Below are 26,700 nucleotides of genomic sequence, written 5' to 3'. Positions count from 1 at the left end.
GCACAGGCAGGGCGACCAGGGCAGGAAGGGCAAGCGGAACAGACAGGGCAAATCGCGGGGGCCGGGCAGTCGGCGCAGGCAGTGAGCCCCGCTCAGGCAGGGCAGGCGGCCGGGAACGCGCCGAACGGCGGCACATCGACGGCGAGCACGGGCGCGCCTCAAGCGCCGAAGTCCGAGACTGATCAGGACGTCGATTCCGTTCCCGCTCCGCCTTCCGCGCCGCCGCACAAGACGACCGTCAAGGGCATGAAACGGTCCGTGCCGGTCAGGCTCGAGATTCCGGCCGTCGACCTGAAGACCGCGGTGAGCGGTCTCGGGCTCCGCGCCGACGGCACTCTGGAGGTGCCGCCGCTGAAGGCTGACGCCCCGGCCGGCTGGTACCGCGGCTCGCCCACCCCCGGTGAGCCCGGCGCGGCCGTCCTCACCGGACACGTCGACTCGGCGCGGGAGGGGCCCGCGGTCTTCTTCCGGCTGCGGGAGCTCGATCTGGGCGACACCATCACGGTACGGCGGAAGGACGGCTCCGCGGCGACGTTCGAGGTGTACCGGGTCGCCACCTATCCGAAGCACGCCTTTCCGAGCGATGAGGTCTACGGCGCCGTGGATCGGGCCGAGCTGCGGCTGATCACGTGCGGGGGGAGCTTCGACCGGAGCAGCAGGAGCTACCGGGACAACGTGGTGGTCTACGCGGCGCCCCGGCCCGGGTGAAGCGCCGGGCCCTGACGGTAGGGGATCCGCACGGTCGCTCAAGGCGTACGAGGAAGGGTTGATGGAAGCGGTTGCGGAACCGGTTTCGAGGGCTCTAGGTTCCGGAACCCGGGTGTCTCGTCCGGATGCACCCCGGTATGCCGGATCGGGGCGCTTGACATGGAGGTTCGCCGATTGCTTCTGTGACCGGGATCATTGCGATCTTGTTACGGAAGGGAACCCTCCGCATGACGCGATTCCGCCGGATAACCGCCGGGACAGCCGCCCTCGGCCTGGCACTCGCGGCAGCCGGCGCCCTAGGCAGCCCGGCCGCCGCCACCCCGTCGGCGACGAAGTCGTCGGCGACGCCGAACCTCGGCTCCAACGTGACCGTTTTCGATCCCAGCATGCCGGTCAGTGAGATTCAGGCCAAGCTGGACGCCACTCATGCCCAGCAGGTCGACAACGAGATGGGCACGCAGCGGTACGCGTTCCTGTTCAAGCCGGGCACGTACGGCACCGCGGACAAGCCGCTGCAGTTCCAGGTCGGCTACTACACCGAGATCAGCGGTCTCGGCGCCAACCCCGGCGACGTGGTCATCAACGGCAAGGTGGAGGTCTACAACCGCTGCCTCAGCGCCGACCCGGCCAACCCGAACTGCATCGCGCTGGTCAACTTCTGGCGCACCATCTCCAACCTGACCGTCAACATCAACGGAGCCGGGCAGGACGGCTGCCGGCAGACGGCCAACTTCTGGGCCGTCTCGCAGGCCGTCTCGATGCGCCGGGTCCAGTTCACCGGCGGCGGACTGTCGCTGATGGACTACTGCACCGCCGGCCCGCAGTACGCGAGCGGCGGATTCATCGCCAACTCCAAGCTGCCGGCCACCACCAACGGCTCGCAGCAGCAGTGGCTCACCCGCGACAGCGAGGTGGCGAGCTGGTCGAACGCCGTGTGGAACCAGGTGTTCTCCGGTGTCGTCGGCGCTCCGGACGACTCGACGTTCCCGGCGCCGCAGTACACCACCCTGGAGAAGACCCCGGTCAGCCGGGAGAAGCCGTACCTGTTCGTCGACGCGTCCGGTTCCTACAAGGTCCGTGTGCCGGCGGCGAAGCGCAACACCAGCGGCACCAACTGGGACGGCGCCGGTCGCACCCTCCCGCTGTCCGACTTCTACATCGCCAAGCCGGGCGACTCGGTTGCCAAGATCAACCTGGCGCTGGCGCTCGGCAAGAACCTGCTGCTCACCCCGGGCGTGTACGACATCGCCCGCAGCATCGAGGTGTGGCGGCCGAACACGGTCGTCCTCGGTATCGGTCACGCGACGCTCACCGCTGTCGGCGGCTCGATCCCGCTCGACGTCGCGGACGTGCCCGGCGTGATCGTCGCCGGTGTGACCATCGACGCAGGCACCAAGGAGTCGCCGGTCCTGCTCCGCGTCGGCAAGAAGCACGGCCTCGGCATCTCGTCGCCGAGCAACCCGACGACGCTGAGCGACGTGTACTTCCGGGTCGGCGGCCCGCACATCGGCAAGACCAACATCGCGCTCGAGGTCAACAGCGACGACGTGCTCATCGACCACACCTGGGTGTGGCGCGGGGACCACGGCGTCGAGGGCTTCACCGAGGGCGTGAACGGTGACACCGACCGGTGGAGGACGAACACCGGTCGTTACGGCGCGGTCATCAACGGCGACGACGTCACCGCGACCGGGCTGTTCGTGGAGCACTTCCAGAAGTACAACACCGTCTGGAACGGCGAGCGGGGCACCACCGTGCTCTACCAGAACGAGCTGCCCTACGACCCGCCGACGCAGGCCGACTGGATGAACGGATCCACCCTCGGCTATGCGGGATACAAGGTCAATTCCAAGGTCAAGACCCATTCCCTGTACGGCGGGGGCGTCTACGTCTTCAACCAGAACAACCCCTCGATCCAGACCGAGAACGGGTTCGAGGTCCCGAAGACGCCTGGAGTGAAGCTGCACCACATCATGACCGTCAACCTCAGTGCCGGCGTCATCAACCACGTGGTGAACGGCGTCGGCGAGGCAGCGGACATGACCAAGGTCGGTCAGCCGGTCTACGTGGTCGACTACCCCTGATCCTTTGAGGGGTGCGTGACCACCAGCACCGGGCGGCCCGCCCTCTGGATCAGGCTCAGCGGCACGCTTCCGAGCAGCCGCTGAGCCACCAGGGGGCGGACGCTCGACCCGACGACGATCAGGTCGGCGGACTGCTCCTCAGCGAATCGGATGATCTGATCCACCGGGCGGCCGGGCAGGACCGTGCCCGTCGCCTCGATGCCCGCGTCCGCCAGCCTCCGCACGGCGTTGTCCTTCGCCCGTTCCGCGCGCTCGGTGTAGACACTGCGTGGCAGCGGTGCCAGATGCTCGATCTCCAGTTCGTCGACCGCCACCACCGCGACCGTGGCGCCGGTCTGCCGGACCAGGTCCGCGGCCGCGTCGGTCACCCACGGCTGATCGGCCTCGGGATTCGCGGCGAGCACGATGCGCATGATGACCTCCCAGGTTTCCCATCACTCAAGGTACGGGTAACGTCACTGTTCCGCAGTGGACCCGTTCTACGGGAGGTGGCGGACATGACTGATACCGAACAGGAACAGCCCACGCTCAACCGGGTCATCGGGCCCGCGTTGCTGCTGCTGTTCGTGGTGGGCGACATCCTCGGCACCGGCGTCTACGCGCTGACCGGCAAGGTCGCGAACGAGGTGGGCGGTGCGGTCTGGCTGCCGTTCCTGCTGGCCTTCGTGGTCGCGCTGCTGACCGCGTTCAGCTATCTGGAGCTGGTCACCAAGTACCCGCGGGCGGCCGGCGCGGCGCTCTACACGCACAAGGCGTTCGGGATCCACTTCCTGACCTTCATGGTCACCTTCGCGGTGATGTGTTCCGGCCTCACCTCGGCGTCGAGCGCTTCGAAGGCGTTCGCCGGGAACTTCGCCGAGGCCTTCGACCTGACGCTCGGCGACGGATTCGCCCTCACCGCCATCGCTCTCGGCTTCATCACCCTGGTCGCACTGATCAATTTCCGGGGCGTCGGCGAGAGCGTCAAGGCGAACGTGGTCCTGACCTGCGTCGAGCTGACCGGCCTGCTGATCGTCATCTTCATCGGCGCGTGGGCGCTCGGCGGCGGCGACGGCGACCTGTCCCGGCTCACCGAGTTCAACACGCCCGCGGGCGACAGCATCACCCTGTCGGTGACCGCGGGAACGGCCCTCGCGTTCTTCGCCATGGTCGGCTTCGAGGACTCGGTGAACATGGCCGAGGAGACCCGCGATCCAGTACGGATCTTCCCGAAAGTGATGCTGACCGGCCTCTGCATCACCGGCCTGATCTACGTGCTGGTCGCCATCTCGGCGGTCGCCCTGGTCTCCCCTGCCGAACTCGGCGAGGGCGACACCCCGCTGCTCAAGGTGGTCTCGGCCGGCGCCCCCGGCTTCCCGCTCGGGATCTTCGCCTTCATCACGATGTTCGCGGTCGCCAACTCCGCCCTGATCAACATGATGATGGCCAGCCGGCTGCTCTACGGCATGGCGAACGAGCGGGTCCTGCCGCGCGTCCTCGGCCGGGTGCACCGGACCCGGCGTACCCCCTGGGTGGGGATCGTCTTCACCACCGTGATCGCGTTCGGCCTGATCTGGTTCGCCGACCTGACCGCGCTCGGCGGCACCACCGCCCTGCTGCTGCTCTGCGTCTTCACGGTGGTGAACGTGGCAGTCCTCGTCCTCCGCCGCGACCCGGTCGACCACGACCATTTCAAGGCGCCCACGGTGATCCCGGTGCTCGGGGCACTGGCCTGCGCCTTCCTCGCCAGCCCACTGTCCGGCCGCGCCTCGACCGACTACCGGGTCGCCGGCGTCCTGCTGATCATCGGCGTGGTGCTGTGGGCGGCCACCTACGCCGCGAACCGCTTCCTGCCGAGTTTGTCGAGGTGACACCCTCTTCCTGACGTCGTGATGGGATGTGGAAAGCTGCCCGCTACCACATGCACCCCCATCTCCTGTCCGGAGGCCCGATATGGCATCATTCCTCTACTTTGTTGCCGGGCTCGTGATCGGCGTAGTAGCCGGCTGGCTGATCAAGGGACGCCTCGGCGCCGCCAAGCCGGTCTCCTCCCCCGCCGATCCCGCCCCCGCAGCCGTTCCCACGGCCGCCACCACTCCCGCCGCCGTCGCTGTCGCCGAGCCGGTCGAGTCGCCCGCCGCCGAGTCGACGCCCGTCGAGTCGCCCGCCGCTGAGTCGACGCCCGTCGAGTCGCCCGCCACTGAGTCGACGCCCGTCGAGTCGCCCGCCACTGAGTCGACGCCTGTCGAGTCCATCGTCGCGCCCGCTGTCACGCCGGCCGTCACTTCAGAGGTGGCGCCGATCGAAGCGCCGAAGCTCGAAGCCGTCGTCACCCCGGCGCCCGCCGAGTCCACGCCGGAGGGTGAGGCCACCACGGCCGAGCCGGTTGCCGCAGCCGAGCCCGAGACGGCTGTCGTCACCGAGCCCGCCACCCCCGCCGCCCCGGTCGTCGACGAGCCGGTCGCCGCAGTCGAGCCCATCACCGCTGCTGAGCCCGTTGCTGCCCCCGAGCCGGTCGCTGCTCCCGAGCCGGTTGCCGCACCTGAGCCCGTCGCCGCCGCTGAGCCCGTTACCGCTCCCGAGCCGGTTGCCGCACCTGAGCCCGTCGCCGCCGCTGAGCCCGTCGCCGCCCCCGAGCCGGTCGCCGCACCCGAGCCCGTCGCCGCCGCTGAGCCCGTTACCGCCCCCGAGCCGGTCGCCGCACCCGAGCCCGTCGCCGCCGCTGAGCCCGTCGCCGCTGAGAGCGTCGGTGCGCCGGTCGGGGCCGAGGCGGTCGCCGATGACGAGCCGGAGGCTGCTCCTCTCACGCCCGCTGAGATCGCCGCGGCCGTGCCGGCTGACGTTCCGGAGCCCGACGACCTGACCAAGATCGGTGGCATTGGTCCGAAAATGGCCATGGCGCTCGCCGCTGCGGGGATCACCACGTACGCCAAGCTCGCCGACTCCGACGTCGCCTCCCTGAAGAAGGCCGTGACCGACGCGGGGATGCGTCTCGCCCCGACCCTGTCGACCTGGCCGGAGAAGGCTCGCGAACTCGCCTCCGTCAAGAGCTGACGGCCGGGTTCGAGCGTACGGCCGCGATCGGGTGCTCCCCTCGTACCCGATCGCGGCCTCTTCCGTCCAGCAACCGCCGAGGTTGCACAGCTGTTGCATAGCTCACTGGCAGAAGTTGCAGGTCAGGAGCGAGTCAGACGATGTTCAGGGCCGTCCCCACCGGTACGACCCCGAGGAGTCCTGATGAACGTCTCCGCCGCCACCGCCTCCACCTGGAGCAGCGCCGTCGCCTGGAGCCGGCTGCAGAGCAGCCGCGTCAAGCTGGCCGAGTCGATCACCGCCGGCGGCGCCGACCCGGGCACCGTCACCTCGATCCGCGCCACGATCCAGAACGCCGCCGCCGAGGTGTCCCGCATCGAGGCCGCCCGGGCGAACGACGTGGCCCGGATCCGCGCCGCCCACCAGACCATCGACCTCCTGGTCTGACCGTTCCCGATCAGCGATTGCGGTCAGTACCGCCGGCTGGTGCCGCCACCATCCGCAGCGAAGCTGTAAAGCCCCGGACACCCGACTCGGTCAGCTCCGGTGCGATCCGCGCTCTGACTCGACACGCACGCCAGTGGGCCTTCCCTCGTACAAGGAAGGGCCTGACAAATATCCGTCAGCGTGCCAGATCCACTGAATCCAGTGAATTCGGCTCGGGCCGGAACACATGCCTCAAGACCAACATCATCGCAGGTAGATCGCCATAATCACCCCCTTCGGAACCAGCTAGATCAACAACGCTGTGTTCTCGGCCGATGGCTTTTCGTAGTCATCGAGGGGTTTCGTGGCAGGCTCGGGCATCGCACCATGGATGAAGGGTGATGCGATGAGCGGCCGACGACTGGCAGTGGTGGTGACGGTCGAGCACCAGGACGATCCTGTTCTGCGCAGGTTCGCGGTGCCGACCGCGGATGTTCCCGTGCTCTGCGACGCGTTGCGGGACGGCGGGCTCGGCGGGTTCGACGTGGCGTACCTGCACGATGCCGGCGCCGCCGAGGCGTATGCGCGGATCACGGCGCTGTTCGAGGGCCGTGATCAGGACGACCTGCTGCTGCTCTACTTCCGCGGGATCATGCTGACCGGGCCGGGCGGAGGGCTGTACCTCGCCGGCACCGACACCGCGATGGCACGGCCGGCCGAGACCGCGGTCGACGTCGCGCAGATCGCCACGATGATGCAGCGCAGCGCCGCCGGCCAGTCCGTGGTGCTGCTCGACGGGCGGACCGGCGGGCCGGTCGACGCCGGTCACCACTTCCGTGCGGCACGAACGGCGGAGTCGCAGAGCCGCATCGTGATCGCGACCACCGCGCGGCCGGAACCGCCCACCTTCGCCGGCATGATCGCTGACGGGATCCGCAACGGCGGCGCCGACCGGGACCGCGACGGCTTCGTCGGCATCGGCGAACTCCACGATCACCTGCGCGAACGCGACCCCGGCGTACGGCAGTGGGTGTTCGGTTCGGGCCGCCAGCCGTACCTCTCCCGCATCCGCCGCCCCGGCTCCGACCAGATGACGATGATCGCGGCGCTCGCCACGGCGGCGGCCGGCGGCGACCTCACCCGCGCGGTCGAGGCCCGCGAGACGCTGCGGCGCATGACCACCGGTGAGGGCCGGGTGGCTGCCGCGGCGGCAGCTGCGTTGCGTCGCACATCGGTACGGTTGACCGAACCCGCCCTGGACTTCGGCCGCGTCCCGCCGGGCACCCGCCAGCTGGCCGCGGGCGTGCCCGTCCAAGGTCCACCGCTGACCGTCGCCTCGGCGGTGACCAGTTCGGCGGAGGGGCTGCACGCGCGGCTCGAGGGCAGCGTGCTGAAGGTGTCCTGGTTCCCGACGGCGGGTCGCCTCGACGGGATCGTCACGCTGGAAGGCCCGGCCGGGACGGCACGTCTCGTCGTCACCGGCGAAGTCTCCGACGAGTTGGAGGCGACCGGCGGGTTCGTCCCTACGCCTGGGGTGAACGGCGCCCGGCCCGCCGCCGAGTTGCCCGCCGCCGGTGCAGCCGGATGGCCGCCGCCGTTGACACTGCCCGCCGCGGCGGGTGGGCCGTCGCAGCCGCTGCCAGCCGTCTCCTCTTCGCAGCCGTGGCCAGCCGTCTCGTCTTCTTCGCAGCCGTTGCCGGCCGTCCCTTCTTCGCAGCCGTCGCCGGAGGTCGGCCCGCCTGTGCCCGCGCAACCCACGCCGGAGACCGGTCCCGCGGTTCCTTCTTCCCAAGCCGCGCCGCCGATCCCGTTGCCGGCGGCTTCTCCCGTCAGCAGCGCACCCGTCTCACCGGCCACCGCACCACCACCGGCTCCTGCCGGCGGCGTTCCCGCTGCCCGCCCGGCCCCTCAGGAGGGTGGAGGCTGGCCCACAGCCACGAGCGGAGGATTCGGCTGGAGCGCACCGCCACCGGGCAATTCACGATCAGACCAGCCATCGGGTACGGGCTACGCAGGCTCCCCCCAGTCCGTAGCGTGGACGGCAGCGCCGGTGAGCGGCGCAGCCCCGTCGTCGACGGCGCCTGAGATGGCGCCTGCGCCGGGTGCTCCGGCGGACAGGGGCGACGAGGGTTCGGCGAACGGCGGCCCGGTGCCTGAGCAACGTCCCGACAGCGCCACAGACCGGCCGGCGGCACCCGGCCGGCCGGACGAAACGTGGGGATCATCAGCCGAGCCGGCCACACCTCAGGAGTCGCCGCCGCCGGACGCGGAGCCTGAAGCGGCTGCGGAGCCTGAAGCGGCTGCGGAGCCTGAAGCGGCTGCGGAGCCTGAAGCGGCTGCGGATCAGGGTGGACCGGGTTCGACCGGCTACCAGGGCTGGAGCGCCGCCGGTTCCTGGCCGTCAGGTTCGGTTGCGGGCGCCGCCTGGCTGCGAACCCAGCAGCAACCGCCCGCCACAGAACCCGAAGAACCGCAGCAACCAACCCCCGGCCCCGACCATGAACCGGAACCCGCGGCAGCATCCGCCGACGCGGACGCACCACCGCGGCCCTCAGCCGACGCGGACCCCGCCACGCAACCCGGCGACGCAGGCACTCCGGTTCGGTCGTCCGACAGCGCGGCCCCCGTCACCCCGGTGCCCGAAGAGCCGACCCCGCCGCAGCCCTGGCCCGGCCCGAGCCACCACGGCGTTGCCGGTGATCCCTGGCTGACCCCACCCACCCGTACCGGCTCACACCCCACCGACGCCGACATGACCGATCCCTTGCCGGCGCGGCCGGTGCCTACCGACCCGTCGACCCGCCCCTGGCCCGCCACACCGGCTCCGACCTCAGGCTGGCCCGGCGGAGGCCCGGGTTCCAACGACCCGTGGGCAGGTTCCGGCCCTACGGCAGGTGCAGCGCCCACATCCAGCGCCGCCCCTACGTCAGGTGCAGCGAGCGGGCCACCTCAAGCCGCCCCGGGCCAGGGAACCGCGCCGACCTCAGGCCAGCCGAACCCGACGTGGCCGCAGACGACTTCCGCAGCCGAGCCGACGGGCACAGGCTGGCCCGCGACCACCACACCCTCCCACCAGCCCGGCACACCACCGGCACCCACGCCCGGACAGCCCAGCGCAGCATGGCCCGCCGCGACACCCACCTCCGGGCAACCGAGCGCAGCATGGCCCGCCGCGACACCCACCTCCGGGCAACCGAGCGCGACATGGCCCGCCGCGACACCTACCTCCGGACAACCGAGCGCGACATGGCCCGCCGCGACACCCACCTCCGGGCAGCCGGCCGCGGCGTGGCCTGCGGCAGCACCTACATCGGGGCAGCCGGGCAGCGACTGGACACCAGCGCCACCCACCTCCGGTCACCCCGGTACGCCGTGGCCACCCGCCTCCCCCACATCGGGGGCGGCCGGGGCTCCGGCAGCGCCCGCATCGGGTCAACCGGATGCCCCGTGGCCTCAGGGACAGGCCGGCGCGCCGTGGCCCGCCTCCGGTGGGCCAGGACAAGCGCCGGGCCAGGGGTGGTCCAGCACGACGGCCGACGATCCTTGGAGTACTTCCGCCGGGCAGCAACCGCCCGCGGACCCCTGGGGGCAGCCGACATCCCGCGTCTCCACCTGGCCTGCCTCGCCCGCTGAGTCAGGGTGGCAGTCCACCCCGGCGCCCGGTGGATATCCGGGCTCGGCGGCCGGCGGCTATGCGGCCACGCCCGCGGCCAACTATCCCGCCACGGTTCGCGGGACTGCGCAGCCCGGGTCGCCGCCACCGGCGGGGCCTTACGGTGAGCCGTACGACGAGAAGCCTCGCCGTAAAGCCGGCAAGGTGCTGGCGATCCTGCTCGCGGTGGCGCTGCTCGCGGCGGGCAGCTATCTCGGCGTCCGTCTACTGCGGACTGACGACGCCCCTGCCACGCCGTCGGCTCAGGAGCAGCCGCAGCAGAACGAGCAGCCGCCGGGTGAGGAACCGCCGCCGACCGGGCAGCCGCCCGCCGCCGAGGTGCCGGTCTCGCTGACGAAGCCCGTGGTGATCGACAAGTTCCAGCTCGGGCAGGAGCCCGAGGGCGTGGTGGTGTCGCCGGACAACAAGACCGTCTACGTCGCCGACCAGAACTCGAAGGACGTGCACTTCATCCAGGTCGGCAGCCGCGAGATCACCAAGGTCAAGGTGCCGAACACGCCGCGGTTCATCGCGATCTCGCAGGACGGCAGCCGCGTTTACGCCAGCATGTTCGAGAACGACTTCACCGGTAATGGGCTCGCCGTGATCGATACGAAGAGCCGCAGCCTGGTGAAGGCCATCCGTACCGGGCCGAGGCCTTTCGAACCCGCTGTGGGACCGGATGGCGATGTGTGGGTGCCGATCCACAACGGCGCTCGGGTGGAGATCTACGACGACAAGACGCTGACCGAATCGGGCCGGATCTCGGTGCCGCCGAACCCGCACTGGGTGACCTTCTCACCGGACGGCAGCGTCGCCTACACCGCGAACCACGAGTCGGCGCAGGTGTCGGTGATCAACACGGCGGACCGGCTGGTGCAGCGGAACGTCAAGGTCGCGAAGACGCCGCACGCCATCGCGCTGACGCCGGACGGCAAGAAGCTGATCGTCACGAACTACGACCTGGACAAGGTGCAGATCTTCGACACCGCCACGATGCGCCAGATCAAGCAGATCAGCGTCGGCAAGGAACCGCAGGCGGTGATGGTGTCGTCGGACGGCAAGCACGCGTACATCGTCAACGAGGGCTCCGACAACGTGTCGGTCGTCGACATGAACGCCGCGAAGGTGGTGTCCACGGTCAAGGTCGGCGACAGCCCGCGGGTCGTGGCGATCTCACCGGACGGCCTGCGGCTCTACGTGACGGACGGGAGGGGACGTACGGTTACCGTGCTCAGGACCTCTGAGAAGTGACGATTCCCTGGTAACGTCGCGCCATGTCGACGGATTCCGGATTCTCTCGCGCCCACCTGTCACGACTTGCGGAACGTGAGCGCGCTGCTTTCGGTGAACGGCACCGCAGTTCGGCTGCGGCGTACCAGAAAGCTGATCATCTCTTCGGCCGCGTACCCATGACGTGGATGAACAAGACGGCGGCGGGTTTCCCGATCCATCTGGCCACCGCGCGCGGGAACCGGATCACCGATGTCGACGGCAACGAGTTCATCGACTTCGCGCTCGGCGACACCGGCGCGATGGCCGGCCACTCCCCCACCGCCGTTACCGAGGCCGTGACCCGGCGGATCAGCGAGCTCGGCGGCCTGTCGACGATGCTGCCGACCGAGGACGCCGCGGTCGCCGGCGCCGAGCTGGCCCGCCGGTTCGGCCTGCCGCTGTGGAGTTTCGCGCTGACCGCCACGGATGCGAACCGCTGGGCGATCCGCCTGCTGCGTGCCGTCACCGGCCGCTCCAAGATCCTCGTCAACAGCTACTGCTACCACGGCTCGGTCGACGAGTCGCTGATCGTTGTCGGTCCGGACGGCCGGGGCGTCTCCCGGGAAGGAAACGTCGGCGCGCCGGTGGACGTGACCGAGACGAGCCGGGTCGCCGAGTTCAACGACCTGGAGGGCCTGGAGCGGGAGCTCGCGCACGGTGACGTGGCGGCCGTGCTGATGGAGCCGGCGCTGACCAATATCGGCATCGTGCTTCCCGACGACGGCTACCTTGCGGGGGTACGGGAACTGACCCGCCGATACGGCACCTACCTCATCAACGACGAGACCCACACGTTCTCGGCCGGACCGGGCGGGGCTACCGCGTCCTGGAACCTGGAGCCCGATGTCGTCACGATCGGCAAGGCGATCGGTGGCGGCGTGCCGGTCGGCGCCTACGGCCTGTCGCGGGAGCTCGCGGATCGGCTGAGCGGCCGCGGCGATCTCGACCTGGTCGACATGGGCGGCGTCGGCGGCACCCTCGCCGGCAACCCGGTGTCGATGGCGGCCACCCGGGCCACGCTCCAGCAGGTACTCACCGAGTCCGCTTTCGATCACATGATCGGGACAGCGGCGGCGTTCGCGGACGGCATTCAGAAGATCATTGATGGGTACGGATTACCGTGGTCGGTCTCCCGGCTCGGGGCGCGCGTGGAGTACCGCTTCGCCGATCCGGCCCCGCGCAACGGCACCGAATCGGCCCGTGGCGCGGACCCGGAGCTGGAGGACTTCCTGCACGTCTACCTGGCGAACCGCGGCATCCTGCTGACCCCGTTCCACAACATGGCGCTGATGTGCCCGGAGACGACGATCGCCGACGTCTCCCGACACCACGAGATCTTCGACACCGCGCTGGCCGAGTTGACCTGACCGATGCTTGATCTTGGACGTTCCGCCCGGGCACGGAGGGGTGGAGGTCACCCAACATCGGCGGGCAGGAGCAGTCGAGGGCGTGAACACCGCGGCGCTCACGGCACAGCCCCGGACCTTGAGTGAAGTTGCACCGCAGAGGGGTGAAGATCACCCAAGATCGGCAGGCGGGCAGGCAGGCGGGCGGGCAGGCGGGTCGGCAGACAGGCGTGCAGCAGAGAGGCGCGAGGGCAGGGCCACGAGCTGGCAGCGCTCACGGCACAGCCCGGATCTTGAGTGATGCTGTATCGCGGAGGGGTGAAGGTCGCTCAAGATCTGAGGGGTGGCAATGGCGCTGCTTGTCACGCTCGACGATTGCTGGCGAGTCGGGGCGTATCGGAGGTCGTTACACGGGTTCACTCATCCAGCTGTGGCCCATTGCCGTGGTGGCGGAGGCGGGACAGCAATAGACCACAGCCGGCTGCGCGCCGAAGGATCTTGGAGTGGTGAGGTTCTGTGTGGAGAGCGAACGCCCTGACGTAGGCAGGAGGCGTTGTCTCTACGGGCGGTGACCGTGCGCAGAGTGGGTGTCGTGGCCGGCGGCAAACTCGACGAGGCTCCAAATCTTGAGTGATATCGCACCCTGGAGGGGTGAGCATCGCTCAAGATCCGTGCGGTGGCGGTGGCGGTGGCGGCGGTGGGGGTGAGCTGGCCGGCGCTGCCGACGCCGCCGACGCTGCAGGCGCTCACCGCGAGGGCTTGGATCTTGAGTGACTACGCACTGCGTCCAAGATCGCCACCGTCCCGCCGCAAGCTCCAAGATCGCCTCACCACGACACCACGACACCACGACACCGTGAACCGTCGCGACGATTCACCATCTCTACGATGCCCACGACAGATCGGGCGACTCGCACTCCACCCGCTCCAAGATTCGCAGTGCCTCGGCGGCCGTGAGAACCTCGCCGGTCAGGTAGATCATGATGTCGTCCCGTTCGACCGCCTGGAACGGCGTGCCCGACTCCGGCGGCGTGGTGGACAGGGCGAACCCCACGTTCCGCGCCGTGCCCGAGTCGACGGTCAGCGCCTGATATCCGGCCGCCTGCCAGCCGTCGTCATAGGACAGGAAGCCGGCCGGATACACCTCGTAGACGGCGGTCCCCTCGAACCGGGCGGGAATCTCCGGCGCGCTCAGGGTGACCGCGACGCTCTCCGCCGTCGGCGTGACCGATCGTGCCATCCGCAGCGCGGTGTCCTCGTCGTCGGCGGTGCCGTAGGCCGACACCAGGATCACCGGCCCGCCGGCCGGCTGCCACTGCACGTGCGCCGTATCGCTGGCGACCCACCGGATCCCGCGCGCCGACCCGACCGTCACCGGCTCGCTGACCTCGGGTTCCAGCCGCTCGCCGACGGTGATGCCGACGCTGCCCGGCGGGACCACGACCGAGTACGGCGACCCCTTCGGATACCACCGCCGGGTCGCCCCGAGCCCTTCTCCGGTCCGGGTGTCGAAGGTGACCGACCGATACCGCTCGGTCACCCCGCCCGGCAGCCAGCCGGGCGCGTAGAAGAGGGGCGCCTCGAGCGCGGGCGCCGCCGGGAGATCACCGCGCCGGTCGTACAGAGCCAGCGGCAACCCCACCGCCGCGACGACCGTGGCCAGCCCGGCGCCGGCCAGCAGCAGCCGGCGCCGGCGGTGGACACGGGTCCGGGCGTCGATGCGGGCGCGCACCCGCTCCGGCGAGACCGCGGTGGCGGCGATCGCCTCGTACGCGTCAGTGATCAGCTGTTCGTTCACCGACGTCCTCCAATCAGCGAAGTATCGGCGCGCATGCTCGCGAGTGCCCGTGAGGTGTGGCTGCGTACCGTCGCCGGCCGGCAGCCGAGCAGGTCGGCGATCTCCTGATCGCTCAGGCCTTCGTAGAACCGCAGCGCGATCACGATCCGCTGCCGCACCGGGAGCCGGGCGATCCGGCGGATCATGGCGTCCCGTTCGCCGACCTCGGCCTGCGTGTCGGCGGCCGGCGTCGTGACGGTCTCCAGGGCGTCGTGGGAGAGCGGCACGACACGGGCGGCCCGGCGCCGCCGCCACGAGGCCAGCTCGTTGATGATCATGCGTTTCACGTACGCCTCGGGCACGTCGGCAGCGGCGATCCGGCCCCACCGCGGCTGGCAGCGGGCCAGCACCTCCTGGACGATGTCCTCGGCCAGGTGCGGATCGCAGGCCAGCACCGTGGCGTACCGCAGCAGCGCCGCGAGCCGCGCCGCCAGGAACTCCTCGAACGTCACCGGCGCTCCCTTCCGCCCCTCGTGACGCGGCCGGTGGCGGGAAATGTGGAGTGCGCCGCCGGGAATTTTCTATTGTGGTCGAATGATCGAGACCGATGTGCCGGTGAACGGCGGCGTCCTGCACGCATATTCGTGGGGCGAGGGCGACAGAGTCGTCATGTGGCACCACGGCACCCCCAACATCGGTACGCCACCGGCCCCGCTCTTCGCGGCCGCCGAGCAGGCCGGGATCCGTTTCGTCGCCTACGACCGGCCCGGGTACGGCGGATCGTCGCCACGCCCCGATCGCAGCGTCGCCTCAGCGGCCGGCGACGCGGCGGCGGTCGCCGATGCGCTGGGTGTCGAGCGGTTCGCGGTCCTCGGTCACTCCGGTGGCGGCCCGCACGCCCTGGCCTGTGCCGCGCTCCTGCCCGGCCGCGTCACGGCGGCGGTCTCGATCTCCGGTCTGGCGCCGTTCGACGCCGACGGCCTGGACTGGTTCGCCGGGATCGGCCCGGGTGGCGTCGCCTCGCTCCGGGCCGCCGCCGCCGGGCGTGCCGCGAAGGAGGCGTACGTCGCGAACCCGTCGATCACCGACGTCGACTTCACCGAGGCCGACTGGGCCGCCCTGGAGGGTGTGTGGGGCTGGTTCGGCTCCGTCGTCGAGCCGGCGGTCGCCGGTGGCCCCGCGCCGCTCATCGACGACGATCTCGCCTACGTCAATCCGTGGGGCTTCGATCCGTTCGCGATCAGCGTTCCGGTGCTGCTCGCGCACGGTGCGGACGATCTCATGGTGCCGGCCGCCCACAGCGCCTGGCTGGCCGATCGGATCAAGGACGCCGAGCTGCGGGTGACGCCCGGCGCCGGCCACATCTCGGTGCTGCCGGCGCAGGCGGAGGACGCGATGGCGTGGCTCGCCGCCGCACATGCGTAAGCCGCCCGCCGACCTGACCGAGACCGATCTGCTGTCGGCGCTTCGTTCCGGCTGGGGGATCACGGCCGAGGAGATCGAGTTCCTGCCGGTGGGCGCGGGCAGTCACCACTGGTCGGTCGCGCAGCGCTGGTTCGTCAAGGTGGACGATCTCGGTTTCGACCCGTCCGGCCGGCAGGCCGAGCTCGATCGGATCCGGCGTTCCCTGCTCACGGCGCTCTCGCTGCACGAGGATTCCGGGCTCGACTTCGTCCTCGCCCCTCTGCCCGACCGGACCGGGGAGGTTCTGCGGCGGCTCTCCTCCCGGTACGTCGTAACGCTGTATCCCCTGCTCGACGCCGAGTCCGGCCCCTTCGCGCCACACCCGCCGGAGGACCGTCTCGCCGTCGTCGAGTTGCTGGCCCGGCTGCACACCGTGCCGCCGGCCGTCGCGCCCCGCCTCGATCTCGGCGTGCCCGCCCGGGAGAAGCTCGAGATCGCGCTGAGTGAACTCGGGAAACCGTGGGACGCCGGACCGTATGCGGAGGAGGCACGCGCCCTGCTGGCGGCCCGGGAGGCCGATGTCCGGCGATGGCTGACCGACAGTGAACGCCTCGCCGCGGTCCAGCCCACGGACTGGGTCCTCACCCATGGTGAGCCGCATCCGGGGAACTTCCTGCGTACGACGTCAGGTCTGTTCCTGATCGACTGGAACACGGTGGCGATCGCGCCGGCCGAACGCGACCTGTGGATGCTGACCCGGCGGTTCGCGGACCTGGTCGGCGAGGAGCCCGCGGGAGACGACGCGATGGTGCTGAGCCGCTACGAGCAGCTGACCGGCCGTACGATATCGATGCCCGCCCTTGATCTGTATCCGATCCGCTGGACCCTGTTCGACATCGCCGTCTTCGTCGACGAACTACGCCGCGGCGAGGATCTGCCGGACTCCCTCACCTACCTGCGAGGCTATCTGCGCCCCACCGCTCCCGGTCACTGATCAGCCCGGCCCGGCACTCCCGGAAAGTGACGGGGATGAGATCGTCGCTTGACCTGGACCGCCCGCCTCCAGCACGCTTGCGGCAAATCCGCGATCCCCCGGCGCCAGGAACGAGCCGGCGTCGAAGAAAGAGCCGGCGTCAACAGGAGAGATCGAGTCCCATGAGCGTGATCACCACGTATGTCCGCCTGCGTCCGGATGAGCTCGCCGAGCTTCGCGGTCTTCTCGTCGAGTCGCCGGCGGAGGCACTCGAGTACGCGGACGACCTGCGCATGGACGACCGCGGCATGGACAGCGGCAAGGCCTGGGACGGTCTGCGCCACCTGCTGGCGAAGCTGGCGCCACCGGTCGACGTGATCTCCGGTGGCGAGCCGCTGACGGCCGGCGCGTGGAGTGCGGACGCGCCGCGACTGCTCACCGCCGAGCAGGTGACGGCCGCGGCCCATTTCCTCTCCGGCACCCCGTTCACGTCGCTGGCCCGGCACTACGACCCGGCCGAGCTGACCCTCGCGAACGTCTATCCCGAGGCGATCTGGGACGAGGACTGGGCCCTGGAGTACCTGGAGGACTCCTACGGCAACCTGGTCGCCCTCTTCCAGGCGGCCGCCGCCGGGAACGAGCCGATCATCCTCTGGAAGAGCTAGCGCCGGTCGGAGTGCACGCAGGACGCCGCCGCGGTGGGTAGAGCCATGAGCCGGCCCCTACGACACGTCCACCCGGTCGACGGTCCGGGACTCGATGAACTCCAGGTCCGGCTCCCAGCCCAGCCCCGGCGACGACGGCACGTCCACCCAGCCGTCCGCGCAGACGATCGGGCGGGTGGTGACGTCGCGGGCGTAATACTTGTCGGAGCCGGACACGTCGGACGGCAGCGTGAAGCCGGGCAGCGAGCTGACCGCCACGTTCGCGGCGCGCCCGATCCCGAACTCGTGCATGCCACCGCACCACACCGGCACTCCGGCGGCGCGGGCCACGTCGTGGGCGCGCACCGCGTGGGTGAGACCGCCCATCCGGGACACCTTGATGTTCAGCACCCGTCCGGCGCCCAGCCGCAGCGCGGTGACCAGGTCCTCCACGTCCTCGACGCTCTCGTCCAGGCAGATCGGCGTCCGCAGCCGGGACTGCAGCTCGGCGTGCGCCACCAGGGCGCGCGGCGCGAACGGCTGCTCGATCATCAGCAGGCCCTGCTCGTCGAGCTCGGTGAAGATCGCGGCGTCCGACGGCCGGTAGGCGCCGTTCGCGTCGACGTGCACCGGCACGTCGGGGAACGCGGCACGCACGGCACGGACCGGCTCGGCGTCCCAGCCCGGCGCGATCTTCAGCTTGACCCGCCGGTAGCCCTCGGCCACCCGCGCCGCCACCTGCTCCAGCAGCGCGTCGACGGTCGGCTCGATGCCCAGCGACACGCCCGCCTCGGCCCGCGACCGGGTGCCGCCGAGGGCCGCTGCCAGCGAGAGCCCGGAGGCGGCGGAGTGCAGCGACCAGGCGGCCATGTCGAATCCGGCCCGGGCGAAATGGTTGCCGCGCACCTTCGCCATGGCGCCGGCCAATTCCGCCGGCTGTTCCCAGGCCGCGCCGCGGGCGATCGGGATGAGGAAGTCCCGGGCCATCGCCCAGCACGAGTCGGCCGTCTCGGCCGAGTAGAACGGGCCGCTCGGTGAGGCGATCTCGCCCCAGCCGACGACGCCGTCCGCGCTCTCGCAGCGCACCAGGATGTGCTCGAGGAACCGCTTCGCGTGCGAACTGGTCTGGAATTGATGGACCAGCGGCAGGCGGACCCGCCGCAGGGATACTCGCTCGATTCGGGTCATTGTTCTTCCGTGTAGAGGCCGAGTTCGGCGGCGAGGGCGTCGCGTTCGCGCAGCCGGCGGCCGGCGCCCTTGGAACTGGCGATGGTCAGGGTGGCGAGAAGGTGCAGGGCGAGCACCACCGAGGTCGGCGAATTGGCGTAGGAGGCGCTTTCCGAACCGATGACGATGCTGGTCGTGGCGATCGCCGACAACGGCGCGTCCTCGGCGTCGGTCACCAGGATCAGGTCGCCGCCGTGCCGGGCGTAGGCCGACGCGATCTCCACGGTCTCCCGCCGGTACCGCGCCATCGACACCGCTACGAGCAGGTCACCCTGCCGGATGTCGCTGAGCACGTCGATCGACCGCAGTGCCGCGCCGTCGACGAGATGCACCCCGGAGAGGCCGGCGCTGAGATCGGCGGCGAGCAGTGAGGCGTAGCTGTGCGATTTGCCGTAGCCGAGCAGGAAACGGCGGCGGGCCGACACCAGAAGGGCGGCCGCGCGCTCGATGGCGTCCTGTTCCGCGGCCCACGCGAGAGCCTTCTCGAATTCGGCCCGCTGCTGTTCCAGAACGCGCTGCTTGAGCACCTGCGCGGACCGCCGCTGCACGTTGCGGTCGAAGCGCTCGGAAGGAGAGGAGTTCACGAGGAGACATTCTCGAACGTGTAGGCCACGGCGTCGCCGGTCCGGGTCACGCCGGCAAGCCGGTTCCCGGCTGCGAACCGGTCCATCAACCGGCGGCGCAACCGGCGGCGATCTGCGGGCTCGGGCGCGGCGAATCGGTCACTCGCGGGGGCGACCACGCTTTCCCCCGCATTCGTACGGGTGGCAGCGCCGCTTTCCAGATCCCAACTCACGAGCACGCGATCCGTACCGGGTTCGTCGTAGAAATCGGGCAGGAAACGGATCCCCGCAGCGCCCAGCACCGTGAAGTTGAAATGGGCGTTGCGCAGGGCGTACGGATCGAAGGTCCACCGCATGGACCGCGCCCCGGTCGCCCGCGCCGCAGCGGCCTGCGCCTGCTTCAGCAGCCGTCCGACGCCGGTCCCCTGCGCGCTCGCCGCGACGACGGCGGCCTGGCTGTAGTGATAGATCGCGCCGCCCTCGACCCCGGTGAACCCGTAGCAGAAGCCGATCAGCGTGCCGTCCCCGTCGAACGCGCCGATCACCGTGCCCGCGTTCTCCCGCAACGCGGCGAGCAGGCGTGGGCTGAGCCCCCACTCCGGTCCGGTGTAGCCGAACACCGAGCGGTACAGAGCGGAGGCCGCCGTCCACTCGGCGAGCCCGCTCAGGTCGCGGATCAGCGTCATGTGCACCTCCCGGTCAGCGTCAAAGATAGCGATCGTATGTCCGCCATCCTGACCGTAAAGCAGCTCGTTGACAACATGCAATGCGCAACTTAGGTTTCGCATATGTCAGCCACTGCGCTTGAGGCGCTGCATCGCTACACGGTGCTGGAATCACCCACCGGCGATACGCGTGCGCTGGGCGCCCTCGCCGAGGTGCTCGACGCGGACGCTGCCGAGGCGGGATTCACCGTCGGCCGTTCGGGCGATCACCTGGTGTGGAGTCTTCCCGGCACGGGTGGCGAGGGCGGCCCGATCCTGCTGCTCAGCCACTACGACACGGTATGGCCGGTGGGCACGCTCGCGACGATGCCGTGGACGGTCGAGGGTGACGTCGTTCGCGGGCCGGGGGTGTATGACACCAAGGCCGGGCTCGCCTGCCTGATCGAGGCCGTCCGGGGACTGGCCGGCAGCAGGCATCCGGAGATCCGGGTGATCGTGGTGGCAGACGAGGAGATCGGGTCGCCGACCGCCGGCGAGCTGGTGCGGTCCGAGGCGTCGCGGGCCTCGGCGGTGCTCGGGCTGGAGCCGCCGCACCCGGGCGGCGACCTGAAGACCGGGCGGCGGGGCAGCACCCGGGCACGGATCACGGTGACCGGCGTGGAGGCCCACGCGGCGCTCGATCCGGACGCCGGCGCGAACGCCATCGACGAGCTGATCGACCAGCTCCTGCGGGTCCGCGCCGCTGTGGCGGACCGGCCGGTGCTGCTCAACACCGGCACGATCGCCGGTGGCGGCCGGACGAACGTCGTGGCCGGGAGGGCCCATGCCGACCTGGGGCTGCGGTTCGTCGACCCGGCGGACGAGGAGGCGGTGGTCGGCCTGCTGCGGTCGCTGCGCCCGGTCCGCGAGAAGGCGCAGGTCGCCACGGAGCTGCTGTCCCACCGCCCGACCTGGAAGCCCGCCACCGATGATGCGCTGCTCGCCGGGATCACGGCGGTCGCGGCCGGCATCGGTCAGGAGATCGGCGGCAGCCCCGCCGACGGGGCCGCCGACACGAACACGACCGGCGCGATGGGCGTCCCGACCGTCGACGGTCTCGCGCCTCGCGGGGGCGGCGCTCACGCCCGTACCGAATGGGTGTCCCGAACCGGGATGAATGAGCGGATCGCCCTGCTCACCGCTCTCCTGACCGGGTTCCGCCGATGACCCTCGACGTCGCGACCCGGCGACCGGCAGCGATCACGGCCTGGGCCGTCGCGGCGGCGGGACTCGTCGCGGCTCTGGTCTGCGGCCTCACGACCGGGACGCCGACGATCTGGGGGTTGCTGCCGATCGGGCTGTTCGGCGTGCTCGTGGTCAGCGGCATGGGGATGCTCCCGGCCGCCCTGGTCAGCACCCTCGCCGCGCTGCTGGTGCTGCTTCCGGCCCCGGCCGGGCTGGGCTCCCTGGCGGTGGCGTCGATCGGGAACCAGGTCACGCTGATCGGCGTGATCATCGTGCTGGGGGCGGCCGTCGGCGAGGTGATGCGCCGGACCCGGGTGGCCGACGTGATCGTGCGGGCCTGCGTGGGCCTGGTGGACGGCCGCGGGCCACGGGTCACCTCGTTCGCGATCATGGTGGCCTGCCTGATCCTGGTCGCCGCCCTGGGAACGCTCGGCGGCGCGCTGGCGGTCGCGGCGCCGCTGGTCATCCCGGTGGCGGCACGGCTCGGGTACACCCGCAGCGCCACCGCCGCGATGATGTTCGTGGGCGGCTGTGCGGGACTGGCCCTCGCGCCGTTCGCCGGATCCAATGTGGCGATCATGTCGGCGGCGGATGCCGGGTACGGCCAGTACCTGCTCTACGGCGCCCTGCCCCTGGTCGCGGTGTCGCTGCTGGTCGGGCTGCCGGTGGTGAGCTGGATGCAGCGGCACTCCACCGACCACTACGACGACGAGGACCGGGCGTCCGAGGAACAGGCCACGGCGCCCGGCCGCCGGGCCTCGATCGCCACCGCGGTCTTCGCGTCCGTGCTGGTGGCAGCGGTCGTCTGGGCGATCGTGGCGAACGCCGGGCTCGTCGTCCCGCTGGTGGCGCTGCCGCTGCTCGGCGTCCTCACCGGCCTGGCCGGCGGGCTGGGTTTCACCGGCACGCTGCGGGCGCTCGCCGCCGGTGGCCGCGGGATGCTCGGCATGCTCGGGCTGTTCCTGCTGCTCGCGGCGCTGTTCGTGGCGATCGAGGAACTGGGCCCGTTCGACGTGGTCCTCGCCCGGTACGGCGACCAGATGGCCGGGCTCAGCCCGTTCGCCCTGGCCATCGCGATCGCGCTGCTCGGCTGGGTCGGCGTGCCCGGCGCCACGGCCGCCCAGGTGGTGCTCCTCGACCAGCTTTTCGGCGAGATCGCGGCGAGCGCGGGGATCGGCATGGCGAGCTGGATCGTGGTGCTGCTGTTCGCGTCGAAGGCGGACACCTACGGCCCGTTCCCGAACGCCAACATGATCGGCGCGATGGGCCTGGCCCGGTGCCTCAACCTGCGGGCCATCCTGCTGGCCGGCTGGGCGATCCTCATCCCGGCGGTCGGCGTCTACGCGATCCTGCTGTACATCGAGCTGTGAAAGGGATACGACCGAACGTGCATGACATCGTGATCACCGGCGGGACCGTCGTCGACGGCACCGGCACACCCGGGCGCCGCGCCGACGTGGCGATCGACGGCGGCCGGATCAGCGCGATCAGCACCGCGCCCCTCACCGGCCGCCGGATGATCAGCGCCCGGGACCGGGTCGTCACGCCCGGCTTCGTCGACCTGCACTCGCACGCCGACTTCACCCTGCCGTCGTCACCGGGCGCCGTCACCCAGCTCGCGCAGGGCGTCACCACTCTCGTTGGCGGCAACTGCGGGCACTCGCCGTTCCCGCTCACCGACCGCAATCGCGACACGGGAGGGTTCGCCGGTTTCGACCCGACGACGCTGGGCTGGGAATGGTCGGACGCCGGCGGTTATGCCACGATGCTGGACGCCGTACGACCGGGGGTGAATCTCGCTCTTCAGATCGGCCACAACATGATCCGTTCGGCGGTGCTGGGCGCCGACGATCGTGCGCCCGATGAATCGGAATCGTCGGAGATGCGTCGCCACGTCGATCACGCTGCCGCGCAGGGCGTGCACGGCTTCTCCACCGGCCTGATCTATCCACCCGGACTCTTCGCCCGGAAAGCCGAGATAATCGACCTGGTACGGGCGGCAGCCGCCCACGATCTCCTCTACTCCACGCACGTCCGCAACGAGACCGACCACGTCATCGAGGCCGTCACCGAGGCGATCGAGACGGCGCGAACGGCAGGCGCCCGCCTCCAGGTGTCCCACCTCAAGAGCATGGGACCGGGCAATCACGGCCGGGCCCGGCAGGCGCTCTCCCTGATCGCCGACGCCCGGGCTGCCGGACTCGACGTGGCGTGCGACGTCTACCCGTACACCGCTTCGAGCACCTCCCTGGCCTCGCGCCTGCCCGCCTGGGCACTGGAAGGCGGCGCCCTCGCCGTCGCGCGCCGCCTCGGCGACCCGGACGGGCGCGCCAAGGTGATCCACGGTCTGCGCGAGCGGTTCGGCCGGGACATCGATCCGTCCGGGATCGTGCTGGCCGAACTCGGTCCCGGCCCGTTCCAGGAACAGGCCGGCCGGTCGCTCACCGAGATCGGCGCGGCCCTCGGCATGGAACCGGCCATGGTGGTCATCGCGGTGCTGGCCGGGCACGGCGACGTCGCGATCGTGAATCACGCGATGGCCGAGGAGGACGTCCGCACGGTGCTCGCGTCCCCGCTGGCCGCGGTGGCCAGCGACGGATGGATCCTGGACGCCTCCGGCACGGGCACCCCGCATCCCCGCAGCTTCGGGACGTTCGCCCGCGCGCTCGGCCACTACGTCCGGGAGGAGCACGTGCTCACCCTCGAGGAGGCCGTCCGCAAATCCACGTCGCTCCCGGCCGGGCGGGCCCGCCTGACCGGCCGCGGCCGGATCGCGACCGGCGCCGCGGCCGACCTGGTGGTGCTGGATCCGGGCCGGATCGCGGATCGGTCCACCTACGACCGGCCGTGGCGGCTCGCGACCGGAGTGGACACCGTCCTGGTCAACGGAGTGATCGCGGTCGACGATGGCGAGGTCACCGGCGCCCGCGGCGGGAAAGCGCTGCGCCTCACCCGTCCCTGACGTTTGCGGCGGCCGGATCCGGGTAAGCTGGCGACGTTGGAGACTCCCGGGAGTCCATCGATGCTTTCCGATCGGGACCGCCGCATCATCGCCGACCTGGAACGACAATTCGAGCCGGCCACGCAGGACGTGCCGTTCCCCACCGTGACCGTGCTCTGCGTCCTGCTGTTCCTGACCGTGCCCCTCGTCATGCTGCTGTTCAGCTGGCCCGGCCTGCTCATCGCCGTGGACGTCTTCGCGGTCGCCGTCGCATACGTCCTGATCCGCCGCCACCGCAGCCGGCGGCCGTAGATCACGAGCCGCCCACCTCGACCAGCTCCCGCAGACCGGCCATCTCGATGACCGTCAGCTCCCCGTCCCGGACGTTGCCGAGCAGCAGCCGGCCGTTCTCAGCCGGCGGTCACCGTCGTCGCGGTGACGATGCCCTCGGCGTCCGCGTCGCCCTGGACGGTCACCTGCTGGCCGGCCGTCAACTGGTCGAGGGTCGTCGTCTGGGCGAGCTTCACCGCGGTCGACTCGCTCGTACGGACGGTGATGGTCTCGCCCTCGGCCGTCTGCACGTAGAGCGTGGTCCCGTCGACCAGCTTGACCGTGCCGGAGGTGCCGGAGCCCTGCCGCATCCCGCCACCGCCCGGCGCGAAGCTGCCGCCGGTCCGGGGGAACGAGGCCGCGGGCGACGACGAGGAGGACGAGCCCCAGTGTTCCTGGGCCTGCACGCCTCCGAGGAAGCCGCCCACCGCCAGGACCAGGCCGATCAGGGCCAGGGTGGTCCGGTTCCACCAGCGTTTCGGCGCGGCGGCGGCGATCGCGCTGTTCAGGTCGTCGGCCGCGGACGGGGTGCGCTGCAGCACCTCGGTGTCGTCATCGACAGGAGAACCAGGCAAGGTCCCTCACTCGTAGCGCAGGGCGTCGATCGGCCGGAGCCGGGCGGCGCGGGCGGCGGGCAGCCCACCGAAGAACAGTCCGATGAGCACGGAGACGCCCAGGGCGAGCGCGACCGAGCTGGGGACGATCACCGGCTGCACGCCGACGATCTCGAAGCGGCTGCCGATCACGGCGGCCGCGACGCCCAGACCTCCACCGATAACACTCAGCAGGGTCGCCTCGATGAGGAACTGGCTGAGGATCACCCGCCGGGGCGCGCCCAGGGCCTTGCGGATGCCGATCTCCCGGGTCCGTTCGGTGACCGTCACCAGCATGATGTTCGTGATGCCGATACCGCCGACCAGCAGACTGATCGCGGCGACCGCGCCGAGCAGCGTGGTGAAGGTGTCGGCGGTCTCGGTCTGCGTCTCCAGCAGCTGGGAGGCGTTCTGGATCCGGTACGCGTCGGAGTCCAGCCGCTGGTTGAGAATCGTGGTGATCTCCGACTGGGCGGTGTCGACGGCGTCGGCGTCCCGGGCGGAGACCAGGATCGAACTCAGCGACCCATAGCCGGCGAGCACCTGGCGTACCGCGCTGATCGGCGCGACGGCGGTGTCGTTGGCATCCTGGAGACCCGACGAGCTCTTCTCCTGCAGAACCCCGACGATCGTGAAGAGCGCACCGCCGACGATCACCTGCTCGCCGACCGGGTCGACGCCGCTGAACAGCTCCTCGGCGACGGTCTGGCCGATCACCACGACCCGGCGGGCCTGCGCCTCGTCGTCGTCGGTGAAGGCCGCCCCCGCGCCGACCGGGAAGTTCGAGGCGGCGAACCAGCTCGGTGTCGTGCCGACGAAGGTGGACACCGCGTGGTCGGCGCCCTCGTACGCGAGCGTCGCCGACGTGCTGACGACCGGCGAGACCGACGTGACGTCCGGGGCCAGCAGCGGGTCGTCGAGAGCCTCGGCGATCTGCGTGTCGAAGCCGGACCCGCGGCTGGTGCTCATCACGGTCAGCGTGTTGGTGCCGAGCGCCTCGATCCGCTCGGTGACCGCCTGCGCCGAGCCGTTGCCGACGGCGACCAGCAGGATGACCGCCGCCACGCCGATCAGGATGCCGAGCATGGTGAGCAGCGATCGAAGTTTGTTGGCGCCGATGCCGCGGATGGCGAAGCGTACGATCTCCGAAGAATTCATGCCGCATGCCTCGCCGGATCCAGTTGCACGTCGGAGACGATCTGCCCGTCCAGAAGGCGGATCACCCGATCGGCGTGGGCCGCCACGTCGTCCTCGTGGGTGATCAGCACTATCGTGCGGCCGGCGGCGTTGAGGTCGTCGAACACGGCCAGCACCTCCTCGGTGGCGTGACTGTCCAGGTTGCCGGTCGGCTCGTCGGCGAGCAGCAGCGCCGGCTCGGTGACCAGGGCACGGGCGACCGCGACCCGCTGCTGCTGACCGCCGGAGAGCTGGTTCGGCTCGTGGTCGGCGCGGTCGGCGAGCCCGACCAGGTCCAGGCTGAACTGGGCGCGGCGCCGGCGTTCGGCGGCACGCATCCCGGAGTAGGCGAGGGGAAGCTCGACGTTCGCGGCGGCACTGGTCCGCGGGATCAGGTTGAACGCCTGGAAGACGAACCCGATGAGCCGGTTGCGCACCAGCGCGAGCTGCGCGTCGGCGAGCCGGCTCACGTCCACGCCGTCCAGCAGGTAGGTGCCGGTCGTCGGCACGTCCAGGCAGCCCAGGATGTTCATCAGGGTGGACTTGCCGGACCCGGACGAGCCCATGATCGCGACATACTCGCCGCGCTCGACCTCCAGCGAGACATGGTCGAGGGCGCGCACCGCGGTCTCCCCCGCGCCGTAGATCTTGGTCAGGTCGCGGACGTCCAGAACCGTCAT

At 70.7% G+C, this 26,700-nt stretch carries 27 protein-coding genes; 16 read left to right on the top strand and 11 right to left on the bottom strand.

Going from position 1 to position 26,700, the window contains the following annotated elements; translation table 11 throughout:
• Positions 1-246 precede the first annotated feature (246 nt).
• Both EP757_RS43475 and EP757_RS27325 read left to right on the top strand, forming a co-directional pair.
• Entirely contained in the window at positions 247-708 is a 462-nt protein-coding gene (locus EP757_RS43475; protein ID WP_197725392.1) for a class F sortase, read from the top strand.
• Positions 709-935: 227 nt separating this feature from the next.
• Complete coding sequence (locus EP757_RS27325) at positions 936-2,792, top strand: glycosyl hydrolase family 28-related protein (protein WP_127550726.1); 1,857 nt, start codon at positions 936-938, stop codon at positions 2,790-2,792.
• Here the strand turns inward: EP757_RS27325 and EP757_RS27320 are convergent.
• Positions 2,783-3,205 carry a universal stress protein gene (locus EP757_RS27320; protein WP_127550724.1) on the bottom strand — a complete coding sequence of 141 codons (423 nt, stop codon included), beginning with the start codon at positions 3,203-3,205 and terminating at the stop codon, positions 2,783-2,785. The two genes, EP757_RS27325 and EP757_RS27320, sit on opposite strands and share 10 nt — an antisense overlap.
• Positions 3,206-3,289: 84 nt before the next feature.
• On the opposite strand from EP757_RS27320, the gene EP757_RS27315 reads away from it, so the two are divergent.
• The 3 genes from EP757_RS27315 to EP757_RS27305 all read left to right on the top strand — a co-directional run bounded on the left by EP757_RS27315 (position 3,290) and on the right by EP757_RS27305 (position 6,251).
• Positions 3,290-4,642, top strand: a complete 1,353-nt coding sequence (locus tag EP757_RS27315) for an APC family permease (RefSeq protein WP_127550722.1) — start codon at positions 3,290-3,292, stop codon at positions 4,640-4,642.
• 82 nt (positions 4,643-4,724) lie between these two features.
• Entirely contained in the window at positions 4,725-5,825 is a 1,101-nt protein-coding gene (locus EP757_RS27310) for a helix-hairpin-helix domain-containing protein (protein WP_127550720.1), read from the top strand.
• 183 nt (positions 5,826-6,008) lie between these two features.
• Entirely contained in the window at positions 6,009-6,251 is a 243-nt protein-coding gene (locus EP757_RS27305) for a hypothetical protein (protein WP_127550718.1), read from the top strand.
• Positions 6,252-6,579: 328 nt separating this feature from the next.
• Here the strand turns inward: EP757_RS27305 and EP757_RS27300 are convergent, their stop codons facing one another.
• Together EP757_RS27300 and EP757_RS27295 are read right to left on the bottom strand one after the other, a co-directional pair.
• The gene (locus EP757_RS27300; protein WP_127550716.1) at positions 6,580-7,227 is read right to left on the bottom strand and encodes a hypothetical protein; all 648 of its coding nucleotides are present in this window, start codon (positions 7,225-7,227) and stop codon (positions 6,580-6,582) included.
• On the bottom strand, positions 7,224-7,709 hold the full coding sequence (locus EP757_RS27295; protein WP_127550714.1) for a hypothetical protein: 486 nt from the start codon (positions 7,707-7,709) through the stop codon (positions 7,224-7,226). Before EP757_RS27295 ends, EP757_RS27300 begins: the two co-directional genes overlap by 4 nt.
• 1,524 nt (positions 7,710-9,233) lie before the next feature.
• On the opposite strand from EP757_RS27295, the gene EP757_RS27285 reads away from it, so the two are divergent.
• The 4 genes from EP757_RS27285 (at position 9,234) to EP757_RS44495 (ending at position 13,277) form a co-directional block, all read left to right on the top strand.
• On the top strand, positions 9,234-9,863 hold the full coding sequence (locus tag EP757_RS27285) for a hypothetical protein (protein ID WP_127550712.1): 630 nt from the start codon (positions 9,234-9,236) through the stop codon (positions 9,861-9,863).
• 184 nt (positions 9,864-10,047) lie between these two features.
• Positions 10,048-11,136 (top strand): YncE family protein, encoded by a 1,089-nt coding sequence (locus EP757_RS27280; RefSeq protein ID WP_127550710.1) that lies wholly within the window; start codon positions 10,048-10,050, stop codon positions 11,134-11,136.
• A gap of 23 nt (positions 11,137-11,159) precedes the next feature.
• Complete coding sequence (locus EP757_RS27275; protein ID WP_127550708.1) at positions 11,160-12,524, top strand: transaminase; 1,365 nt, start codon at positions 11,160-11,162, stop codon at positions 12,522-12,524.
• 630 nt (positions 12,525-13,154) lie between these two features.
• The gene (locus EP757_RS44495) at positions 13,155-13,277 is read left to right on the top strand and encodes a hypothetical protein (protein WP_255435152.1); all 123 of its coding nucleotides are present in this window, start codon (positions 13,155-13,157) and stop codon (positions 13,275-13,277) included.
• A 109-nt stretch (positions 13,278-13,386) separates the two neighbouring features.
• Here EP757_RS44495 and EP757_RS27270 read toward each other — a convergent pair whose 3' ends face one another.
• Both EP757_RS27270 and EP757_RS27265 read right to left on the bottom strand, forming a co-directional pair.
• Complete coding sequence (locus tag EP757_RS27270; protein WP_127550706.1) at positions 13,387-14,301, bottom strand: hypothetical protein; 915 nt, start codon at positions 14,299-14,301, stop codon at positions 13,387-13,389.
• Positions 14,298-14,792, bottom strand: coding sequence for a sigma-70 family RNA polymerase sigma factor (locus EP757_RS27265; protein WP_127550704.1), 495 nt, complete (start codon positions 14,790-14,792; stop codon positions 14,298-14,300). The genes EP757_RS27270 and EP757_RS27265 overlap by 4 nt, the downstream gene beginning before the upstream one ends.
• Before the next feature lie 82 nt (positions 14,793-14,874).
• On the opposite strand from EP757_RS27265, the gene EP757_RS27260 reads away from it, so the two are divergent.
• The 3 genes from EP757_RS27260 (at position 14,875) to EP757_RS27250 (ending at position 17,322) form a co-directional block, all read left to right on the top strand.
• Positions 14,875-15,705 carry an alpha/beta fold hydrolase gene (locus EP757_RS27260; protein WP_127550702.1) on the top strand — a complete coding sequence of 277 codons (831 nt, stop codon included), beginning with the start codon at positions 14,875-14,877 and terminating at the stop codon, positions 15,703-15,705.
• Positions 15,698-16,678, top strand: coding sequence for a phosphotransferase (locus tag EP757_RS27255; protein WP_127550700.1), 981 nt, complete (start codon positions 15,698-15,700; stop codon positions 16,676-16,678). Before EP757_RS27260 ends, EP757_RS27255 begins: the two co-directional genes overlap by 8 nt.
• A gap of 161 nt (positions 16,679-16,839) precedes the next feature.
• Positions 16,840-17,322 carry a YfbM family protein gene (locus tag EP757_RS27250; protein ID WP_160165899.1) on the top strand — a complete coding sequence of 161 codons (483 nt, stop codon included), beginning with the start codon at positions 16,840-16,842 and terminating at the stop codon, positions 17,320-17,322.
• A 57-nt stretch (positions 17,323-17,379) separates the two neighbouring features.
• Here the strand turns inward: EP757_RS27250 and menC are convergent, their stop codons facing one another.
• From menC to EP757_RS27235, 3 genes are read right to left on the bottom strand one after another with little or no spacing between them, the layout of a single operon-like run.
• Positions 17,380-18,489 (bottom strand): o-succinylbenzoate synthase, encoded by a 1,110-nt coding sequence (menC, locus tag EP757_RS27245; protein WP_127550696.1) that lies wholly within the window; start codon positions 18,487-18,489, stop codon positions 17,380-17,382.
• A complete protein-coding gene (locus EP757_RS27240; RefSeq protein ID WP_127550694.1) occupies positions 18,486-19,112 on the bottom strand; it encodes a MurR/RpiR family transcriptional regulator in 627 nt (208 codons plus the stop codon). Before EP757_RS27240 ends, menC begins: the two co-directional genes overlap by 4 nt.
• Positions 19,109-19,777, bottom strand: coding sequence for a GNAT family N-acetyltransferase (locus EP757_RS27235; RefSeq protein ID WP_127550692.1), 669 nt, complete (start codon positions 19,775-19,777; stop codon positions 19,109-19,111). Before EP757_RS27235 ends, EP757_RS27240 begins: the two co-directional genes overlap by 4 nt.
• A 102-nt stretch (positions 19,778-19,879) precedes the next feature.
• On the opposite strand from EP757_RS27235, the gene EP757_RS27230 reads away from it, so the two are divergent.
• From EP757_RS27230 to EP757_RS27210, 4 genes are read left to right on the top strand one after another with little or no spacing between them, the layout of a single operon-like run.
• A complete protein-coding gene (locus tag EP757_RS27230) occupies positions 19,880-20,962 on the top strand; it encodes a M20/M25/M40 family metallo-hydrolase (RefSeq protein ID WP_127550690.1) in 1,083 nt (360 codons plus the stop codon).
• Positions 20,959-22,350: an SLC13 family permease gene (locus EP757_RS27220; RefSeq protein WP_160165898.1), complete on the top strand. Its 1,392-nt coding sequence runs from the start codon at positions 20,959-20,961 to the stop codon at positions 22,348-22,350. Before EP757_RS27230 ends, EP757_RS27220 begins: the two co-directional genes overlap by 4 nt.
• Before the next feature lie 17 nt (positions 22,351-22,367).
• Complete coding sequence (locus EP757_RS27215; protein WP_127550684.1) at positions 22,368-23,942, top strand: amidohydrolase family protein; 1,575 nt, start codon at positions 22,368-22,370, stop codon at positions 23,940-23,942.
• A 60-nt stretch (positions 23,943-24,002) separates the two neighbouring features.
• Complete coding sequence (locus EP757_RS27210; protein ID WP_127550682.1) at positions 24,003-24,233, top strand: DUF3040 domain-containing protein; 231 nt, start codon at positions 24,003-24,005, stop codon at positions 24,231-24,233.
• Positions 24,234-24,331: 98 nt separating this feature from the next.
• On the opposite strand, the gene EP757_RS27205 is transcribed toward EP757_RS27210, so the two are convergent.
• The 3 genes from EP757_RS27205 to EP757_RS27195 are packed head-to-tail and all read right to left on the bottom strand — an operon-like array spanning position 24,332 to position 26,700.
• Positions 24,332-24,826, bottom strand: coding sequence for a hypothetical protein (locus EP757_RS27205; protein ID WP_127550680.1), 495 nt, complete (start codon positions 24,824-24,826; stop codon positions 24,332-24,334).
• Between the two features lie 6 nt (positions 24,827-24,832).
• A complete protein-coding gene (locus EP757_RS27200) occupies positions 24,833-26,002 on the bottom strand; it encodes an ABC transporter permease (RefSeq protein ID WP_127550678.1) in 1,170 nt (389 codons plus the stop codon).
• A complete protein-coding gene (locus tag EP757_RS27195; RefSeq protein ID WP_127550676.1) occupies positions 25,999-26,700 on the bottom strand; it encodes an ABC transporter ATP-binding protein in 702 nt (233 codons plus the stop codon). Before EP757_RS27195 ends, EP757_RS27200 begins: the two co-directional genes overlap by 4 nt.

Origin of the sequence: Actinoplanes sp. OR16 (assembly GCF_004001265.1) — a bacterium.
Lineage (GTDB): Bacteria > Actinomycetota > Actinomycetes > Mycobacteriales > Micromonosporaceae > Actinoplanes.
The sequence above is the reverse complement of the archived record's forward strand: the minus strand, read 5'-3'. Positions and strand labels throughout refer to the sequence as shown.

Coding starts and splice junctions, on each gene's coding strand:
- EP757_RS27220 (WP_160165898.1), top strand. CDS start 20,959: ATGACCCTCGACGTCGCGACCCGGCGACCGGCAGCGATCACGGCCTGG.
- EP757_RS27235 (WP_127550692.1), bottom strand. CDS start 19,777: ATGACGCTGATCCGCGACCTGAGCGGGCTCGCCGAGTGGACGGCGGCC.
- EP757_RS27260 (WP_127550702.1), top strand. CDS start 14,875: ATGATCGAGACCGATGTGCCGGTGAACGGCGGCGTCCTGCACGCATAT.
- EP757_RS27320 (WP_127550724.1), bottom strand. CDS start 3,205: ATGCGCATCGTGCTCGCCGCGAATCCCGAGGCCGATCAGCCGTGGGTG.
- EP757_RS27200 (WP_127550678.1), bottom strand. CDS start 26,002: ATGAATTCTTCGGAGATCGTACGCTTCGCCATCCGCGGCATCGGCGCC.
- EP757_RS27250 (WP_160165899.1), top strand. CDS start 16,840: ATGAGCGTGATCACCACGTATGTCCGCCTGCGTCCGGATGAGCTCGCC.
- EP757_RS27195 (WP_127550676.1), bottom strand. CDS start 26,700: ATGACGGTTCTGGACGTCCGCGACCTGACCAAGATCTACGGCGCGGGG.
- EP757_RS27275 (WP_127550708.1), top strand. CDS start 11,160: ATGTCGACGGATTCCGGATTCTCTCGCGCCCACCTGTCACGACTTGCG.
- EP757_RS27315 (WP_127550722.1), top strand. CDS start 3,290: ATGACTGATACCGAACAGGAACAGCCCACGCTCAACCGGGTCATCGGG.
- menC (WP_127550696.1), bottom strand. CDS start 18,489: ATGACCCGAATCGAGCGAGTATCCCTGCGGCGGGTCCGCCTGCCGCTG.
- EP757_RS27310 (WP_127550720.1), top strand. CDS start 4,725: ATGGCATCATTCCTCTACTTTGTTGCCGGGCTCGTGATCGGCGTAGTA.
- EP757_RS27210 (WP_127550682.1), top strand. CDS start 24,003: ATGCTTTCCGATCGGGACCGCCGCATCATCGCCGACCTGGAACGACAA.
- EP757_RS27255 (WP_127550700.1), top strand. CDS start 15,698: ATGCGTAAGCCGCCCGCCGACCTGACCGAGACCGATCTGCTGTCGGCG.
- EP757_RS27325 (WP_127550726.1), top strand. CDS start 936: ATGACGCGATTCCGCCGGATAACCGCCGGGACAGCCGCCCTCGGCCTG.
- EP757_RS27305 (WP_127550718.1), top strand. CDS start 6,009: ATGAACGTCTCCGCCGCCACCGCCTCCACCTGGAGCAGCGCCGTCGCC.
- EP757_RS43475 (WP_197725392.1), top strand. CDS start 247: ATGAAACGGTCCGTGCCGGTCAGGCTCGAGATTCCGGCCGTCGACCTG.
- EP757_RS27230 (WP_127550690.1), top strand. CDS start 19,880: ATGTCAGCCACTGCGCTTGAGGCGCTGCATCGCTACACGGTGCTGGAA.